This is a genomic window from Blautia sp. Marseille-P3087, assembly GCF_900120195.1.
Classification (GTDB): domain Bacteria; phylum Bacillota; class Clostridia; order Lachnospirales; family Lachnospiraceae; genus Blautia_A.
Window position 1 is genome coordinate 1162563 of sequence record NZ_LT635539.1, and the last position, 17829, is coordinate 1180391.

13 protein-coding genes and 1 pseudogene are annotated in these 17829 nt (G+C 43.7%); 2 read left to right on the forward strand and 12 right to left on the reverse strand.

What is annotated here, in order from left to right; translation table 11 throughout:
- Positions 1-30 precede the first annotated feature (30 nt).
- Entirely contained in the window at positions 31-471 is a 441-nt protein-coding gene (locus tag BQ7344_RS05645) for a hypothetical protein (protein ID WP_072521780.1), read from the forward strand.
- Here BQ7344_RS05645 and BQ7344_RS05650 read toward each other — a convergent pair.
- From BQ7344_RS05650 to BQ7344_RS16460, 12 genes and pseudogenes are all read right to left on the reverse strand, one after another.
- Positions 468-2582, reverse strand: coding sequence for an NAD(+) synthase (locus tag BQ7344_RS05650; protein WP_143143539.1), 2115 nt, complete (start codon positions 2580-2582; stop codon positions 468-470). The genes BQ7344_RS05645 and BQ7344_RS05650 overlap by 4 nt on opposite strands.
- Positions 2583-2594: 12 nt before the next feature.
- Positions 2595-3473 (reverse strand): Hsp33 family molecular chaperone HslO, encoded by an 879-nt coding sequence (gene hslO / locus BQ7344_RS05655; protein WP_072521781.1) that lies wholly within the window; start codon positions 3471-3473, stop codon positions 2595-2597.
- 18 nt (positions 3474-3491) lie between these two features.
- Positions 3492-4250: a class I SAM-dependent DNA methyltransferase gene (locus tag BQ7344_RS05660; RefSeq protein ID WP_072521782.1), complete on the reverse strand. Its 759-nt coding sequence runs from the start codon at positions 4248-4250 to the stop codon at positions 3492-3494.
- A 71-nt stretch (positions 4251-4321) separates the two neighbouring features.
- Complete coding sequence (locus tag BQ7344_RS05665; RefSeq protein WP_072521783.1) at positions 4322-5413, reverse strand: hypothetical protein; 1092 nt, start codon at positions 5411-5413, stop codon at positions 4322-4324.
- A gap of 108 nt (positions 5414-5521) precedes the next feature.
- Complete coding sequence (locus BQ7344_RS05670) at positions 5522-7585, reverse strand: HelD family protein (RefSeq protein WP_072521784.1); 2064 nt, start codon at positions 7583-7585, stop codon at positions 5522-5524.
- A gap of 784 nt (positions 7586-8369) precedes the next feature.
- Positions 8370-10220, reverse strand: coding sequence for an ABC transporter ATP-binding protein (locus tag BQ7344_RS05680; RefSeq protein ID WP_072521786.1), 1851 nt, complete (start codon positions 10218-10220; stop codon positions 8370-8372).
- Complete coding sequence (locus BQ7344_RS05685; RefSeq protein WP_330392815.1) at positions 10217-12367, reverse strand: ABC transporter ATP-binding protein; 2151 nt, start codon at positions 12365-12367, stop codon at positions 10217-10219. The genes BQ7344_RS05680 and BQ7344_RS05685 overlap by 4 nt, the downstream gene beginning before the upstream one ends.
- A gap of 36 nt (positions 12368-12403) precedes the next feature.
- Positions 12404-12880, reverse strand: a complete 477-nt coding sequence (locus BQ7344_RS05690) for a MarR family winged helix-turn-helix transcriptional regulator (protein WP_083585494.1) — start codon at positions 12878-12880, stop codon at positions 12404-12406.
- Between the two features lie 631 nt (positions 12881-13511).
- Positions 13512-13685, reverse strand: a complete 174-nt coding sequence (locus BQ7344_RS05695; protein WP_072521788.1) for a DUF4250 domain-containing protein — start codon at positions 13683-13685, stop codon at positions 13512-13514.
- Between the two features lie 52 nt (positions 13686-13737).
- On the reverse strand, positions 13738-16320 hold the full coding sequence (gene clpB / locus BQ7344_RS05700) for an ATP-dependent chaperone ClpB (protein WP_072521789.1): 2583 nt from the start codon (positions 16318-16320) through the stop codon (positions 13738-13740).
- A gap of 218 nt (positions 16321-16538) precedes the next feature.
- On the reverse strand, positions 16539-16685 hold the full coding sequence (locus tag BQ7344_RS15960; protein ID WP_143143540.1) for a mobility-associated LCxxNW protein: 147 nt from the start codon (positions 16683-16685) through the stop codon (positions 16539-16541).
- Between the two features lie 12 nt (positions 16686-16697).
- Positions 16698-17567, reverse strand: a pseudogene (locus BQ7344_RS16460) (ISL3 family transposase).
- A gap of 81 nt (positions 17568-17648) precedes the next feature.
- On the opposite strand from BQ7344_RS16460, the gene BQ7344_RS16465 reads away from it, so the two are divergent.
- Positions 17649-17795, forward strand: a complete 147-nt coding sequence (locus BQ7344_RS16465) for a hypothetical protein (RefSeq protein ID WP_235816048.1) — start codon at positions 17649-17651, stop codon at positions 17793-17795.
- Positions 17796-17829: the final 34 nt, after the last annotated feature.

Sequence of the window (17829 nt, forward strand, 5' to 3'; positions counted from 1 at the left end):
AACCGGACCATTGGATCAGGAGGCTTCAACATGAGTTCGAAAACCAAAATCATCGTCTTACATATGAAAGAGGTAATCTATACCGGAATTTTTCTGCTGCTCCTTGTGATCTTCGGGGTAGTAATGCTTCTTATGTTCGGCCCCGGAAAGTCTGAAACGGCATCCTCAGACACCGTTTCAAAATACACCCCCGGGATTTACCGGACCTCTATACGATTAAATAACAACAGCTTTGATGTCGAAGTGACCGTCGATCAGGACAGTATCCGCTCGATTCATCTTGCCAACTTAAGTGAAAGTACTTCCGCCATGTTTCCGCTGGTAGAACCTGTGCTGGACTCACTCGCCAGCCAGATCTATTCTACTCAGTCACTGGAAAATCTGGAGTATTCCAGCGATCAAAAATACACAGCGCTCATGCTTATCCATGCCGTCGATAAAGCTGTCGCAAAAGCTGAAACTGCCGGTTAGATCCTGATCTGATCCAGTTCTTTCATCCATAATGTCGCGCACGCGTCACTCGGCATACGGAGATCTCCTCTCGGAGATACGGCAACGCTTCCGACTTTCGGTCCATCCGGCAGACAGGAACGTTTAAACTGCTGCATGAAAAATCTGCGATAGAATGTCTTAAGCCATTTCAGAATCGTCTCATCATCATATTCTCCTGAAAAGGCATTCTGCGCCAGACGGAAGATTTTTTTCGGCGGAAATGTCCAGCGGAGCATATAATATAAGAAAAAGTCGTGCAGTTCATACGGTCCTACAAGGTCTTCTGTCTTCTGTGAGATCACACCATCCTTCGGTGGCAGAAGTTCCGGACTTACCGGGGTATCCAGAATATCCAGAAGGATCTCTGCAAGTTTCTGATCTTCGCAGGTATCTGCATAATATCTTACCAGATGACGTACCAGCGTCTTCGGCACAGAACTGTTGACTGCATACATGGACATATGATCACCATTATAAGTTGCCCACCCAAGTGCCAGTTCGGAAAGGTCTCCTGTGCCAATGACAATACCGCCGGACTGGTTTGCAATATCCATCAGGATCTGCGTACGTTCCCTTGCCTGTCCGTTCTCATAAGTGACATCATGCACTTCCGGATCGTGTCCGATATCACGGAAATGCAGGTTGACCGCTTCACGGATATTGACTTCTTTCAGAGTTGCCCCCAGACATTCGCTTAACTGGCAGGCATTGTTATAGGTACGGTCAGTCGTTCCGAAGCATGGCATTGTAACAGCCGTGATCTTGCTTCTGTCCATACCAAGCATATCAAATGCACGTACGGTCACAAGAAGTGCCAGCGTGGAGTCCAGTCCACCGGACAGACCAATCACCGCATTCTGGCAGTGAATATGTGCAAGACGTTTCTTAAGTCCCATTGCCTGAATATTCAGGATTTCGTCGCAGCGGCGCTCTCTTTCTTCTTTGATTCCCGGCACGAATGGTCTGGAATCAAATTTACGTGTAAGAACTGTCTCTGTATTTTCCAGTGTAAACGGTGCTTCGTTGTAACTGATGTCCTGTCCTTCCGGTGCCAGATCCGGTGCAAACTGACAGGTTGTCATTCTTCTTCGTTCATTGTCCAGGCGGTGAATATCAAGATCTGCATAAATCACACCATTGGCAAATCTTTTACTCTCTGCCAGAACAGAGCCGTTTTCTGCAATCAGATTATGTCCGCCATAAACGACGTCCTGTGTGGATTCACCTTCTCCTGCTGTTGCATAAATATAGCCGCAGAGAAGTCTTGCAGACTGTGCGCTCACCAGACTCTTACGGTAAGAATCCTTGCCTACAACTTCATCACTTGCAGACAGATTGACGATCAGATTCGCACCGTGAAATGCATGTGCAACGCTCGGCGGATTCGGTACCCAGAGATCTTCACAGATTTCTGCTGCAATCTGCAGTTTCGGCATGTCTTCGCATGTAAAGATCGTATTCGGAGAAATCCAGATATCCTCCTCATAAAGTTCATCATCCATCTCGTCATCATCAAAAAGGTCTTCATCATCGAAGTTCTCGCCGCCGAAATCTTCATCATCAATTTCTTCGAGTTCTTCAAACTCATCAAAAGATGTCATCTCAATATCAAATTCCACGTCATCAAAATCGCTGTCATACCGTTCTTTGTACGCTTCGCGGTCAATGTGAACCGTGCCGTCTACATGCTCTCCGGAAGTAAAATATCTTGCCTCATAAAATTCATTATAGTTTGGCAGCCAGGTCTTCGGTACAAATCCAAGGATTTCACCGTGATTAAGTCCTGCTGCCACATTATAAAGCTTACCATTGTATTCTAACGGCAGTCCGACAAAAATCAGTGCGTCCACCTCTTTGGTTTCTTCTGCAATACGGACAAGCTGCACTTTCGCCTCTTCCAGAAGATTCTCCTGCCAGAAAAGATCTCCACAGGTATATGCAGTGATACAGAGTTCAGGAAATACCATAATCTTTGCGCCCTGCGCTTCCATCTCATGGATCATACGGATGATTTCTGTTGCATTATATTCGCAGTCAGCCACACGGACATCCGGTGTAGCGGCAGCTACCTTGATAAAACCGTCTTTCACAGCTTTTTCCTCCTATTTGCACTTTCTGAGAATTTCTTTTAACTCCTCTACACTGAAGATATAATTTTTATTACAGAAATGACAGTTCAGTTCTACTTCTTTGCCTTCCTGGATCAGTTCATTTAGTTCTTTACGTCCGATGCTGATCAGCGCACGCTCTACACGGCTCTTGCTGCAGTTACAGTAAAATTCTGTCGGGATCGTATCGTTGATTTCAATATCAAAGCCGTCAAGTACCTGTTCCAGAAGACTCTCCGGTGTATGGCCCTGCTCCAGAAGTGTCGTTACGGACTGGATCTTCTGTACATTTTCTTCAAGTTTTGCGATCGTTTCTTCTTCTGCAAACGGCATCACCTGTACAATAAAACCACCAGCCTGACGTACGGTATTATCTTTGTTCATCAGAACACCGAGCCCCACTGCTGACGGCACCTGCTCACTCGCTGCAAAATAATAAGTAAGATCCTCTGCGATCTCTCCTGTCTGTAATGCGACCTGACCGACATACGGCTCTTTCAGTCCCATATCCTTAATGACCTGAAGAAAACCATTGCCGACAGCACCGGATACATCCAGTTTGCCTTTCGCATTTGCCGGAATAATTACTTCCGGATTTCCCACATACCCCTTGACACGTCCTTTAGAATCTGCAGTAACGGTAATTCCCTGAATCAGTCCGTCACCTTTTACCTGCAGTGTCAGGATGTCTTTGTCTCCCTTCATCATCACACCCATCATAGAACCGGCTGTGAGAAGACGTCCCAGCGCGGCAGTTGCCACCGGACTTGTGTTGTGATCCTGTCTTGCAGTCTCCACGGTTTCTGTTGTAACTGCTGCAAACGCACGGATCTGGCTGTCCGCAGCAATCGCTCTTACTATATAATCTTTCATATTATTTCTGTACCTCTTTTATTTATTTTTTCCTTTTTCCCTTGCAACAAAAAACATTCTCTCGCTGTCCTTCGTAGCAGGTTCCATCGTATACGCATCATAAACCGCCAGAAGATCCATACCTGCTTCTTTTATCAGTGATTCGATTTCTTCCTGCGGATAGGCTTTCTGGCAGTGGACTTCCTCGCATTTTTCATATAGGCCATCCTCTCTCGGAAGAAAAACAGCAAGCTCATAATAATTCAGGCCTTCTTCTTCATCAAAACTGTTGTCCCAGATGAAGCTGCCCTCCTCACGGTTCTCGGCAATTGTCGTATCGCCCATAAGGTCTCTGTACTTATGTACGGTATTCATATCAAAAAGAAAAATACCTTCCGGATCCAGATAGTTATTTACCAGACGAAATACCTGAAGAAGTTCTTCTCTCTCCGTGATATAATTCAGGCTGTCACACACACTGACCACCGCACGTACCGTACCATATAATTCAAATTCCTGCATATCCTGTAAAAGATAGAGAATATCCTGCCCGGATTCTACTCTCTTTTCCATTGCCTCTGCAAGCATTTCCTCGGAATTGTCCACACCAATCATATCATAACCCCGATCTGCAAGCAATCCCGTCATCGTACCTGTACCACATCCAAGTTCCAGGACGAGTCCGTCTGTAATTCCGTATTCTTTCAGGCGGTCTGTAACATAGTCTGCCCATCCTTCGTAATCAATATTGTCCATGAACAGATCATAGACCTGCGCAAATTTACTGTATGCTTCCATTTTCTTCCTCTCCTGCTGGTAAAAAAGGCAGATGATCTCTCACCTGCCTCTTTTGTGTCTCTGTTATCCTTTTACTGAACAGGCATATAATATACGTCTGCTGCTTCTCCGTGCCAGTAATAGCTGTTGCCATTTGCATCGTATGCATCCTGCTCATCAGCGAAGCTATAGGTATTTCCGTCAAAATCCACCCAGTTTCCGTTACCGTCCGGCTGAATAACGAGTGGATGTCCGTCAGAATTGCGGTAGATGGTTCTTGTCTCATCGGTGTTGGAAAGCTGCTCATCTGTAAATCCACCGGAATTCGTGGATGTGTCTGTAGAAGCAGTTCCATTATCTGCAGCCTGTGAAGCATCGTTCGAACTTCCATCGGCAGTTGTTCCGTCAGTGGAAGCGGATGCATCTGTATTTCCTGCGTTATCAGAAGCTGCTGCACCGGAATTGTCTGCTGCTGCGTTGTCTGCGGAGCTGTTATCTGCTGCCGGAGCCGCCTGCTTCGGTGCTGCTTCTTTCAGTGAAGAATCTCCCAGAATCTGGAAGGAAGCGACTGCTGCCTTGATAGAATCCAGTGCATCTTCGCTCTTTACAGAAGCTTCGATATTATAATATTCGGTATCGTTGGCAAATACTTTGTGAACCACATAAAGGTCTCCGCCACTCTTATCTGTATTCAGCATTTTGGTTGTGTAGCTGTATACACCAATTCCGTTGACATCATTGGATGTATAATCCTGAATTTCAAAATCAGTGCCATTTACTTTGTCACCATCTGCCTGATCAAGTGAAACTGCCATGTCCTGTGTGCTCGGGATCACAGTAGAAGCCATGGTATCCTCACCCTGTCCGTGCAGGATCAGAATGTTTCCGACATTCGGAGACTCAAAGCTTACCATATCTGTCTCGTCTGACTTATTGGACCATGTTGCATCCGGAAGGTTGATCGCGATTGACTTATCTGCGGATGTATAAGTTGTACTCTGTACATTCGGTGCGATCGTCGGTTCTATAGTCGGAGCCGGTGTTGCAGACGGTTCTGCTGTCGGTGTCACGGCTACAGCCGGAGTGTCTTCTTTTTTATCATTACCGCCAAAGCTACATGCAGACATCAGTACAGATGCCGTTATCACCATTGCTGTCATTGCAAGTAATTTTTTATTCTTCATAATAACATTCTCCTTATAAAATGATAATGTTTATACTCTTTCCCTCGTGCTATATTTTACAGTTATATCCCATCAGTGTCAATGAAAAACCGTATAGTTTGGCAAAGCTTACTTTGAATTTTCCGTCATATACATATGAAGTTCATGCAGTGCTCGCGTCGCTGTAATATACTTTGCCTGGCACTGAAGACCGCTTTCTCTGTCCTCTTCAAATATGCCAAATACCTGATCGAATTCCAGACCTTTTGCAAGATAAAAAGTCGTCACAGTCAGTCCTTTCTTAAAGCTCTGGCTGTCGCGGTTCATGTAGCAAAGCTGGTTTTCTGCCTCCGGGGCAATTTCTTTCAGTCTCTTTTCTATATAAAGGAAAGCGTGTTCTGCTTCCCTTTCTGTAAGAAAGATCAGAGCTTCTGTCTCAAACTCTTCCCGACGGTTCAGCCATTTTTCAAGAACAGTCTCAAGTGCTTCCTCTGTCGACGAAAATGTCCGCTCATCTACCGGCTCACCATGACGCTCGAACAGCTCCATATCCTCAATTCCGGTAAGATGATTCGCATACTGTGCAACCTCCATCGTATTACGATAACTTCTGTTCATCACAATCTTGCGAATATCTTTCCCGAATATCTTCGGAAGAAATTTCAGCACATCCTGTGTCTCGTCTTCCATTGTCTGGGCCTTATCTCCCAGAATGGTCATCCTGCATGGAAACATTTTATGAATTAGCAGATACTGAATCCATGAATAATCCTGCATCTCATCCACCACAACATGCTTGATCCCGTGATGGTTTCGGCACTGGTACAGTGTGTACTTAAGATAAAGCACCGGATATACATCTTCATATCGGAGGCGGCGCTTCTCAATCTGGCAGTGTGGAAGCGGCCGGTATCCTTCTTTCTCAAGAAAACGGCTGTACAGCACATAACAGTCTCTTGTCTCGTACATGCTTCTGAAGCATTCCATTACTTCTTCACGTTCTTCATCAGAAAGATCTCTGTCTCTCAGTGTCTCCACTTGGTCAATAAAATATTCTGCGACAGAATGCATTCTGGAAAGAAGCGGTACATCCAGAAATTTAAAATAAAACAGATCAATAATCTCTTTTTCGCTCAGTGTACAGCCTCTGTATTCCACATCACGGAAATTCATCAGCTCGTCTTCCAGTCTGAGGACAAAACCATCCAGCTTCGAAACAAATTCCGGTGACTGTTTCTCTCTGCATATCTCCTGTATCTTCGGATTGAGCACCGTGCGTTCGATCTGGTCGTAGCGATCCTCACAGTCACCGACAATTTCCTTAAGTTCTCTGTATGCAAACAGGTCAAAACTCATCTCTCGGATGTTTTCCTCGCCCAGTTCCGGAAGGATATGTGAAATGTAATCTGCAAAGACTCCGTTCGGTGACAGGATCAGTACATTTGATGATTTCAGGTTTTCTCTGTCATGATACAGAAGATAGGCAATTCTGTGCAGGGCTACAGATGTCTTACCGCTTCCTGCCGCTCCCTGAATCACCATGATCTTGTCTTTAGTATTTCGGATGATCTCATTTTGCTCTTTCTGAATCGTCCGGACGATATTTTTGAGCTGTACTTCTCCGTTGCTTCCAAGCTCTGCTCCGAGAATTTCGTCGTCTATCTTGACATCGCTTTCAAATTCATAGAGCATCTTGCCTTTACGGATCTTGTACTGCCATTTTGAAGTCACTTCACCTTCAAAAATTCCTGACGGTGCCTCATAAGACGCCGGCCCTTTATCGTAATCATAAAAAAGTCCGCTCACCGGTGCTCTCCAGTCATACACAAGCGGAAGGCTTCCTGCACTCTCGGAGAGATTGCCGATTCCGATATAAAAGGTCTCTGCCTCCTCATCTCCGTCATACCGGAAATCCACTCTGCCGAAGAATGGCGAGTCCTGCATCTTTTTGAAGCGTTTGCGAAGGCGGAACTGCTCTTCGTTGGCATTCATCTGGCGGAAAAGTGCCTGCTGATTATCATAATCCTCATATCCGTACTGATCCATCTCGGTATAGTTTTCCCAGTAGTATTCATGCATGTCCTCGATTTCTTTCTCGCCTTCGAGAATTGCCGCATCTGCCTGGGCAAGACGGTCATTCAGACATTTCAATACATATTGCAGATATTCCCTGCCGTTTTTTATATTTTCCATGAAATTGATCACTGCTCCTCGTTGTCTTATGCAGGAAAATCATGTCGTATTGTCACATGATTGCTCCTATTTTATCATATAAAGTCTGCTCCTCTGTAAGCAGCTTGTTTCCTGTTTGTAACTGTGGCTTAATATTATACCGAAAAAAAGAGGTTATGACAAGGATAATAAATAAACTGATAAGAGTCTGTGCAGATAAAAAAATGTCGTGTGCGGCAACGGCTTCAGAGTCCGGAAATACTACGGATCTACTCTGCCTGTTAAAACCATGAATGCAAAAGCACACAACTCGCTAACGCTCAGACAATGTGCTTTTGATTCATAACACAGACAGACTACATCCAAGTATTTCTACGAACTCTTGCAGATGTTTCCGTACACGACATTTTTCTTCTACACAGTTCCTCTTCTTCCCTCATTTATTATGCCGCGGGAGGCGGTCTCCGTCCAAGCCGCTCCTCCGCCTCCTCGAATAAAATACGGAGATGGATAGGTAAAAGAAAAACTCCCGTCAGGAATGCCCGTAATTATCATCTGTGTCTGTCTCGCCTGAAAAACTTCGTAGAGATTCTTGGTGTACAGGTTTTTGCGTTGATGCAGAAAATGCTGCTGTCTGAGCATCTTTGATGCGAGTTCAGCATTTTCTGTATCGTTCTTAGCAAAGTTCTGTATACATAGAATCACAGAAGTTTTGAATTGAGACATGCACAGATGATAATTCACGGGCTATCCTAACTGGAGTCCTTTTCTTTACATTCCCATCATCACCGGGAATTCTTTATCGTCATGAACAAAGCTCCGACGAACTGTTATCAAACTGACTGTTATAAAGATCTGCATAGAATCCTTTCGCTGCCAGCAGTTCTTCATGGTTACCCTGCTCAATAATATCTCCGTCTTTCATAACAAGGATCAGATCTGCGTCTTTGATCGTAGAAAGTCGATGTGCAATGACGAAGCTTGTTCTTCCCTTCATTAGATTATCCATCGCTTTCTGGATCTGCATTTCTGTTCTTGTATCAACAGAGGATGTTGCCTCATCAAGGATCAGGATCTTGTTGTCCGCAAGAATTGCTCTTGCGATCGTAAGAAGCTGTTTCTGTCCCTGTGAAATGTTGCTTGTTTCTTCATCCAGCACCATCTGATAGCCGCCCGGCTGCTGCATGATAAAGTTATGGATATGCGCTGCCTTTGCTGCTGCAATGACTTCTTCATCCGTTGCATCCAGTCGTCCGTAGCGGACATTTTCCATGATTGTTCCGGAGAACAGCCATGTATCCTGAAGCACCATACCGAACATCTCATGAAGCTCGCTTCTGTTGAAATTTTTGACATCATGGCCATCTACTTTGATGACACCCTTATTTACATCGTAGAAACGCATCAGCAGTTTAACCATCGTCGTTTTACCGGCACCGGTCGGTCCTACAATTGCAATCTTCTGTCCGTCATGTATATCTGCCGAGAAATCATGAATGATGATTTTATCCGGATTGTAACCGAACTCAACATGTTCAAACTGTACATTTCCTTCCAGACCTTCAATAGAATCCGGATTTTCCGGCTGCTGTACTTCCTCTTCCTCATCAAGAAATTCAAAGACTCTCTCAGAAGCTGCTGCGGAAGACTGCAGAAGGTTTGTTACCTGCGCGATCTGCTGGATCGGCTGTGTAAAGTTACGGATGTACTGGAAAAATGACTGGATATCCCCGACTTCAATCGAACCTTTGATAACAAAGATTCCACCGAGAAGTGCTACCATTACATAGCCAAGGTTCCCGACAAACTGCATGATCGGCATCATCATTCCTGAGAAGAACTGTGATTTCCATGCAGATTCATAAAGTTTCTTGTTGTCTTTTTCAAATTCATCAAGCACATCATTTTCTTTATTAAATACTCTTACCACATCATGACCGCCGAAGTTTTCTTCGATCTGACCGTTGACTGCGCCAAGGTAATTCTGCTGTGCCTGGAAGTATTTCTGTGAATGCTTCATCACCATCTGAATAATAAACATGGATACCGGCAGGATCAGAAGTGCAGCCAGCGTCATCCATACATTGATGGAAAGCATCATAATAAATACACCGATCAGTGTAGTTACTGATGTGATAAGCTGTGTCAGGCTCTGATTAAGACTCATCTGAAGAGTATCAATATCGTTTGTTACCCTCGAAAGAATCTCACCGTTTGTTCTGCTTTCGAAATAATTCAATGGCAGATGATTGATCTTCTTTGAAATATCTTTACGGAGATTATATGTCACATCATTGGAAATTCCTGTCATGATCCATCCCTGAATGAAAGAGAAGCATGCACTTGCCACATACAGTCCCAGTGTCCACAGAAGGATGATTCCGATTTTTGCAAAATCAATGCCGCCTGTTCCATTTACTTTTGCAACAAGACCTGTATAAAGTTCAGTTGTTGCTTTACCAAGGATCTTCGGTCCAACAATATTAAATACAGTTCCTGCAATTGCAAAAATAAATACCAGCACAAAACGCATTTTATAGCGGCTCATGTAACGGAACAGTTTGCCCATCGCACCTTTGAAATCTTTTGCTTTTTCCGTCGGGCGCATACCTCTTCCGTGGCCGCCCATTGGTCCACGTCGTCTCTGTTCACTCATGCCAATTCCTCCTCTGACAGCTGACTCATTGCAATCTGACGGTAAACTTCACAGTTTTTCATCAATTCTTTATGTGTACCGATACCTGCCATATGTCCGTCATCCAGAACAATAATCTTGTCAGCGTTCAAAATTGTACTGATACGCTGTGCCACAATGATTGTTGTTGCATCTTTTGTATGTGCTTTGAGTGCTTTACGCAAAGTACTGTCGGTCTTGAAATCCAGTGCAGAAAAGCTGTCGTCAAAAATAAATATCTCAGGTTTCTTGGCGATTGCCCTTGCTATGGAAAGACGCTGTTTCTGACCACCGGATACGTTGGTTCCTCCCTGTGAAATTGGAGAATCGTATGTTTCCGGTTTTGCATCAATAAATTCTGTTGCCTGAGCTACTTCTGCTGCTTCTTTTACTTCTTCGACGGAAATGTCCGTCTTACCGTAACGAATATTGGAATCGATCGTACCTGAGAAAAGAATTCCCTTCTGCGGTACATATCCAAGCCTTGATCTGACATCTTTCTGTGTCATATCACGGACATCAACTCCATCTACAAGGATACGTCCCTTCGTCACATCGTAGAATCGCGGAATCAGATTAACAAGTGTACTCTTGCCACTTCCGGTACTTCCGATCACGGCGATCGTCTCACCTTTTTCTGCTTTGAAGGAAATATCTGTCAGTACATTTTCTCCTGCTTCCGGATATGCAAAACTTACATGATCAAATTCCACAATTCCCTTTACGTCTTCTGCCGGCAAAACCGGATTTTCCGGATCTGTAACACTTACTTTTGTTTTCAGCACGTCGTTAATACGGAGTGCTGCGACATTTGCTCTCGGAAGCATAATAGACATCGCTGTGATCATCAGGAAGGACATGATAATCTGCATTGCATACTGGATAAATGCCATAACATTGCCAACCTGCATAGTTCCGTTATCTACCGCATAAGCACCACTGTAAATAATCAGAACGGAAACGCCATTCATAATAAGCATCATCGTCGGCATCATAAATGTCATACAGCGGTTGACAAACAAGTTTGTCTTTGTCAGTCTTTCGTTGGCTTCCTCGAAACGTTCTTCCTCATGTTTCTCCCTGCTGAATGCACGGATAACCGGAATACCGGTAAGAATTTCTCTTGTCACAAGGTTCAGCTTATCGACCAGTGTCTGTAATACTGTAAATTTCGGCATTGCCACCTGGAACAGAACAATGATCACCACAAGAATAAGTCCAACTGCCAGACCAAGGATCCAGGTCATGGAGGAATCTGTATTTAATACGCGGATCACTCCACCGATACCAAGAATCGGTGCATACAGGACAATACGGAAAAGCATTGTCATAACCTGCTGTACCTGCTGAATATCATTTGTGCATCGTGTGATAAGTGATGCGGTTGAAAACTTATGATACTCTTTGCTTGAAAAAGTGATAACCTTTCGGTATACCGCATTTCTCAGATCGTGACCGAGTGCTGCTGCAACTCTGGAAGAAAGAAATACCACACAGATTGCGCAGAGCATTGTGATCAGTGCCATGCCAAGCATTCTCACACCCGCAATCTTGATGTAATGCATCTGGATCGCATCGACGTCTTCGCCAATTGCTTCATACTCGCTTTTTACGTAGGAAACACCAGCCTGTGTGATAATGGAAGCCTGCATGCTGTCAACTTTTTCGCTGATTTTTTCTGTCATGGCATCCAGTGCTTCTTTCGGCATAATCGCAAGTGCCTGCATCGGATCTGTGCCTTCCGGAATGCCCATCTGTGTAAGCATGGCATTTACTTCATCACCACCGGAAGAAAAGCTTGCCACGATGATCATCGGCTTTCCGAAGATGCTGTTTAATTCATCTCTTTCTTCGGAAGTCACATCGTCTTTCAACACAAGAAGATCACCGTCTTCTTCATAAAAGGAATCTACAGTATCTTTGTCATTATCGTCCATAAACAACTGAAGACTGTCCATGGATGTCTTTCGGATCTTTTCCGGTACGCTGTCTTCAATACCACTCTGCTGGATTCCCACATTGACGATTTTGGATGTGTAATCCGGCAGAGAAAGATCGCAATATGCCTGAAGAAACAGAAGCGCTATGATCAGTACCACATAGCCTGCTGATTTTTTCAGATATTTCATCAGTTTGATCACTTTTGCTGCCTCACTTTCTTTGTGTCATTTTCCGGATGTTCCGGGTATTTTATCAATGTTCTCTGTAATCTGCTCCAACATTCTTCTCAAAAGGCAAAGTTCTGTTTCGCTGAGACCATCGAGAAGAATCTTTTCATTTTCCTGGACTTTCTTCATGCCATTCTCTTTTGCCTGTTTGCCTTTTTCTGTCAGATAGATTCTGGAGATGCGCTGATCTTTTTCATCGGCTTCCCTGTAAAGAAATCCTGCTTTTTCCAGTCGCTGGACAGTCACATTGACGGTCGGCGGTTTGATTCTTAAATGTTCTGCGATCTCACGCTGGCTCAGTCCGTCTTTGTATGCCAGTAAGCCAAGTACCGGAATCTGTCCCGGATAAATTCCCAGTTCCTGCATCTGTCCAAAGCACTTTCCCATAAATCGGCGGTCAATTCTCATAAACATGGATAAAAAGCTGTCCTTATGCTCCGGTGGGCAAAACTCTGGTTCTCCTTCTGTAAACACCTCTTCACCTCCATAAGTAATGTTTATAGTTTGTTAGTCGATTATTGATTAGTCGGCTAATTGATTATTATATGCATTTGCACAAAAAAAGCAATGGTTTTTTATGAATTTCACAGATTTTTTATATTTTCATTATAAAAAATATTTTGCTTAGCTAATTAATAAAAATATATATTTCACGCTGATGCAGTACCGGACTCCCAACATGGAAACGGCTTCGGAATTTGGAAATACTATGTCTCTCTTCATTCTGCTAAATACATGGCGAAAAAGTGCATAACTCGCTAACGCTCAAACAATGCACTTTTTCGCCATAACGCAGTCTGCCGAGAGACTAAGTATTACCATAAATTCCTGCAGATGTTTCCTGTTTGGAAGTCCGGTACTGTCTCAGCTGATATTTTATTTTTTCATATTATCTGGCCTGACGCTCAATATTTTTTATCTCTAAAATATAAGAGTTCCTTTGTTCATTCATAAAGCACGGTGAGGTGCCACACTATCCTGTATAAAGTACGGGGATGGATGGGAAGAGAAAAAGAGGACTCAAAGAATGGATGCTTTTCGTATTTTCAACGAAAATCTCCAACCCGAGTCCCCTTAGTTTCTTCCCATCATCGCCGGGAATTCTTTATACGAACTGATTACTTTCTCCATCGTATTCGTACTCAATCGATGCGAGCTTCTCCACCAGTTCTTCTCTGTCCAGTCCTTTGTCTTCGCAAAGAGCCTCCAGAGTACCATAAAAATCTCTCAACTGTGTGTTGACATAGCTCAACAGCATTACCGGATCCTTTGGTATCATTGCGTACCTCCTGTGGTATTCTACTGCCGGTCAGATTATACACAGCAGCATATTATTTCGTGTTGATCACAAACTCTCCGTCTTTTACATCCAGCACAAGCGTGTCACCCTGATGAACATCACCGGAAAGAATCTTCTTCGCAGCAAGTGTTTCCACATAATTCTGCAGATAACGTTTCAGAGGTCTTGCGCCATATACCGGATCATAGCCATTTTCAATTACCTGTGTTCTGGCTGCATCTGTCAGTTCCAGAGAAAGTTCCTGATCTGCCAGACGGTCACTGAGCTCTTTGACCATCAGGTCTACTATGCCGCCAATATTCTCTTTTGTCAATGGCTTGAACATGATAATTTCATCCAGACGATTCAGGAATTCCGGACGGAAGTGTCCACGCAGGTCATTCATAACCTGTTCCTGAGCTTCTGGTTTTATTTCACCTTTTTCATCAATACCATCAAGAAGATACGGTGAACCAATGTTTGAAGTCATGATCAGAATCGTGTTCTTAAAGTCTACCGTTCTGCCCTGTGAATCTGTGATACGTCCATCATCCAGCACCTGCAGAAGTACATTAAATACATCCGGATGAGCTTTCTCAATCTCATCAAACAGTACAACACTGTATGGTTTACGACGAACAGCTTCTGTAAGCTGACCGCCTTCTTCATATCCTACATATCCCGGAGGAGCTCCGATCAAACGGGATACAGAATATTTCTCCATGTACTCACTCATATCGATTCGTACCATATTCTGCTCGTCATCAAACAGAGTTGCGGCAAGTGTTTTGGCAAGTTCTGTCTTGCCGACACCGGTAGGTCCGAGGAACAGGAATGAACCAATCGGCTTGGATGGATCTTTGATTCCTGCTTTTGAACGAAGAATGGCATCTGTTACAAGACGTACACCTTCATCCTGACCGATGACACGTTTGTGCAGTTCATCTTCGAGACCGAGTAGTTTCGTTCTCTCACCCTCGGTCAGTTTCGTTACCGGGATACCCGTCCAGCGTGAAATGATCCTTGCAATCTCATCATCTGTAACTGCCTCATGGACAAGGCTGCGGTCGCTTTCTTTGACCTGTTTTTCTTCTATTTCAAGCTGCTGCTGAACTTTCGGAAGCTCTCCGTACTGAAGTTCGGCGGCTTTTTCCAGATCGTAATTCTGTTTTGCTTTCTGGATCTGTTTATTAATGTCTTCGATCTGCTCACGTAATTTCCGGAGTTTCTCTACGGAATGTTTCTCATTATCCCACTGTGCTTTCTGAGTATTGAATGTGTCACGCATCTCTGCAAGCTCTTTCTGCAGTTCTGCAAGACGCTCTTTACTCAGATTGTCTGTTTCTTTCTTAAGCGCAGACTCCTCAATCTCAAGCTGCATGATCTTACGTCTCTGTTCATCCAGCTCAGTCGGCATGGAATCCAGCTCGGTCTTGATCAGGGCACATGCTTCATCGACCAGATCGATGGCTTTGTCCGGCAGGAATCTGTCTGTGATATATCTATGTGAAAGCGTAGCGGCTGCTACCAGCGCACTGTCTGTAATTTTCACACCATGGAATACTTCATATCTCTCTTTCAGTCCACGAAGGATTGAAATTGTATCTTCTACGGTTGGCTCATCTACCATAACCGGCTGGAAACGACGTGCCAGTGCGGCATCCTTTTCAATGTACTGGCGGTACTCGTCAAGCGTGGTTGCACCTATACAGTGCAGCTCACCTCTGGCAAGCATTGGTTTCAGCATGTTGCCCGCATCCATCGCACCGTCTGTCTTACCGGCACCGACGATCAGATGCAGCTCATCAATGAAAAGAATGATCTCGCCTTCGCTCTTTCTTACCTCTTCAAGAACTGCTTTCAGACGTTCCTCAAACTCACCACGATATTTCGCACCTGCAACCAGTGCTCCCATGTCCAGTGCAAAAATCTTCTTATCTTTCAGGCCTTCCGGGACATCACCTGCGACGATTCGCTGTGCCAGACCTTCGATGGCTGCTGTCTTACCAACGCCAGGTTCACCGATCAGAACCGGATTATTCTTGGTCTTACGTGAAAGAATACGAACAATGTTTCGAATCTCTGCATCACGCCCGATGACCGGATCAAGTTTCTGATTTCTTGCTTTCTCCACAAGATCCTCGCCGTATTTATTCAGTGTGTCATAGGTTGCCTCCGGGTTGTCACTGACAACTCTCTGGTTACCTCTGACAGTAGACAGCGCCTGCAAAAATCTTTCTCTGGTAATGCCAAATTCATCGAATATCTTCTTCATACCCGGGCTTGGCTGTGTCAGCAGTGACAGAAACAGATGCTCAACAGAAACATATTCGTCTCCCATTGCTTTTGCTTCGTTTTCTGCATTTACCAGTGATTTATTCAGATACTGCCCAAATCTCAGATCACCGCCGGATACTTTGACCTTCGCATCCAGTGCTTTCTTCACTACATTGATAAAATATTCTTTATTAATATCCATCTTCTCAATCAGTTTGAGAATCAGGCTGTCTTCCTGTGTCAGCAGGGCATATAAAAGATGTTCCTGCTCCACTTCCTGATTGCCGTATTCATAGGCAACCTTTTCAAGATCCTGAACAGCCTGCACGGATTTCTGTGTAAACTTACTGATGTTCATAGGCTCTCCTCCTTATATCGTAGGAAAAGGATACTGAAATCTCTTCCCGTACCCTTAATGTTATCTTTGTTATACTGGTAATATAACATGTGTTGTTAGCACTGTCAAGAGGTGAGTGCTAATTATTTTGTGAAGAATTTGTGAAGCCTTGATTTTATGGACTTCACAGGGGATTCTCACTTACTTTCGCACTCGATTTTCTTGTTTTTACACCATTTTTACACCATTTCATTTGATTTTGGTGTAACACTCATTTTCTTTGCCTGGCATAAAGAGCCGGCTTCTTCTAGTTCATATCTTGTGAGTTCATAATCAGTCCAGTTGAGGCATTTATGATTTTTACTGAATGCGCAATAGTTTTCCATGAAATTTTCCTCCTAAAATTCGTCGTTTTCAAGATAAGATACAGGGTTATAATCAGAAACGCCGTTTAAGACAGGCAGAGCCCTTGTTGCATAAAGAAATCTGTTCCTAAAGTGCTTAAAATTGCGGAAACCACGCCCTAAGCGTTTTAAATCTTTGATTTTTCTGTTTAATGATTCAATGGGACCATTTGATAAACGGGTGTCATATATTTTTCCGTTTCCGATTTTTTCTACCATGATAAAAGAATTAATGATAGGATCCTGGTATTTTTCCAAAAGAGAAGCAAATTCCCGAAAGATTTCATGACCGGATTTCATGTAGACCTGGATTAATTCTGTGAGTTCTTTGCGTGCAGAAACAGGGTTTCCAGCATTTCGGGCGTTGAATTGGATATAGAGTTACTTAAGATTGCGATAGTCCTTTAGATTTGGAGCAATCCGAAACAGCCAGCTTTCATAATCGTATGTATTCATCAGCACATGAAAATGAGGATCCATACGAAGATCAGAATGATAGAGAATATTTGATTGATTTGACAGGATCAGCCAGCGGTATTTTTGCAGAATGTACACTTCATCAGAAACAGGAAATGACACGGTTTTTTTCTGCTGTTGAGAGAGTTTTTCTTGGAGTTCTCTATCTCGTTGGCGGTACTTTTTAAGAAGCAGCCGGATGTAATTATCAACTTTTCGGATGATCCACTGAATGACGTGGAAAGAATCTACAACAGGGACTGCGTTGGGAAAATACTTATCCACGTACGTAATATATTGGTTGTACATGTCGGAAATGAGATATTTTACAGCAGCTCGCTCTTCCATTGGAAGGGCGGCAAAGTAGGGTTCTGTGACATTCGTACGTCGACTACGGAGCAGATCAATTGGATAGCGTTATTATTACATTCATCACCTAAAACAATCCAGAAATATCTTTCCATTTCAGAAGAGCAAATTCCTGAAACCATGGAAATTGCCCGAGAACGGCAACATCAGCTGGCAGTAAAACAAAAAGAACAGGAAATAGAAGAAGCAAGAAAAATGGCCTTGGCAGGATATCCTATCCCCAAATACATAAAATTATTTGTAAAAAGGGATATACTGGCAGCGTAAAATGAAACTGGAAGAGGTACCTCAAGATGATACC

Bases quoted from the DNA above. Each gene is read 5' to 3' on its own strand.
- BQ7344_RS05670 (WP_072521784.1), bottom strand. From the start codon at position 7,585: ATGGAAAATATAAAAAACGGCAGGGAATATCTGCAATATGTATTGAAA.
- BQ7344_RS05680 (WP_072521786.1), bottom strand. From the start codon at position 10,220: ATGAGTGAACAGAGACGACGTGGACCAATGGGCGGCCACGGAAGAGGT.
- BQ7344_RS05695 (WP_072521788.1), bottom strand. From the start codon at position 13,685: ATGATACCAAAGGATCCGGTAATGCTGTTGAGCTATGTCAACACACAG.
- BQ7344_RS05665 (WP_072521783.1), bottom strand. From the start codon at position 5,413: ATGAAGAATAAAAAATTACTTGCAATGACAGCAATGGTGATAACGGCA.
- BQ7344_RS15960 (WP_143143540.1), bottom strand. From the start codon at position 16,685: ATGGAAAACTATTGCGCATTCAGTAAAAATCATAAATGCCTCAACTGG.
- BQ7344_RS05685 (WP_330392815.1), bottom strand. From the start codon at position 12,367: ATGAAATATCTGAAAAAATCAGCAGGCTATGTGGTACTGATCATAGCG.
- BQ7344_RS05645 (WP_072521780.1), top strand. From the start codon at position 31: ATGAGTTCGAAAACCAAAATCATCGTCTTACATATGAAAGAGGTAATC.
- BQ7344_RS16465 (WP_235816048.1), top strand. From the start codon at position 17,649: ATGGAAATTGCCCGAGAACGGCAACATCAGCTGGCAGTAAAACAAAAA.
- BQ7344_RS05660 (WP_072521782.1), bottom strand. From the start codon at position 4,250: ATGGAAGCATACAGTAAATTTGCGCAGGTCTATGATCTGTTCATGGAC.
- clpB (WP_072521789.1), bottom strand. From the start codon at position 16,320: ATGAACATCAGTAAGTTTACACAGAAATCCGTGCAGGCTGTTCAGGAT.
- hslO (WP_072521781.1), bottom strand. From the start codon at position 3,473: ATGAAAGATTATATAGTAAGAGCGATTGCTGCGGACAGCCAGATCCGT.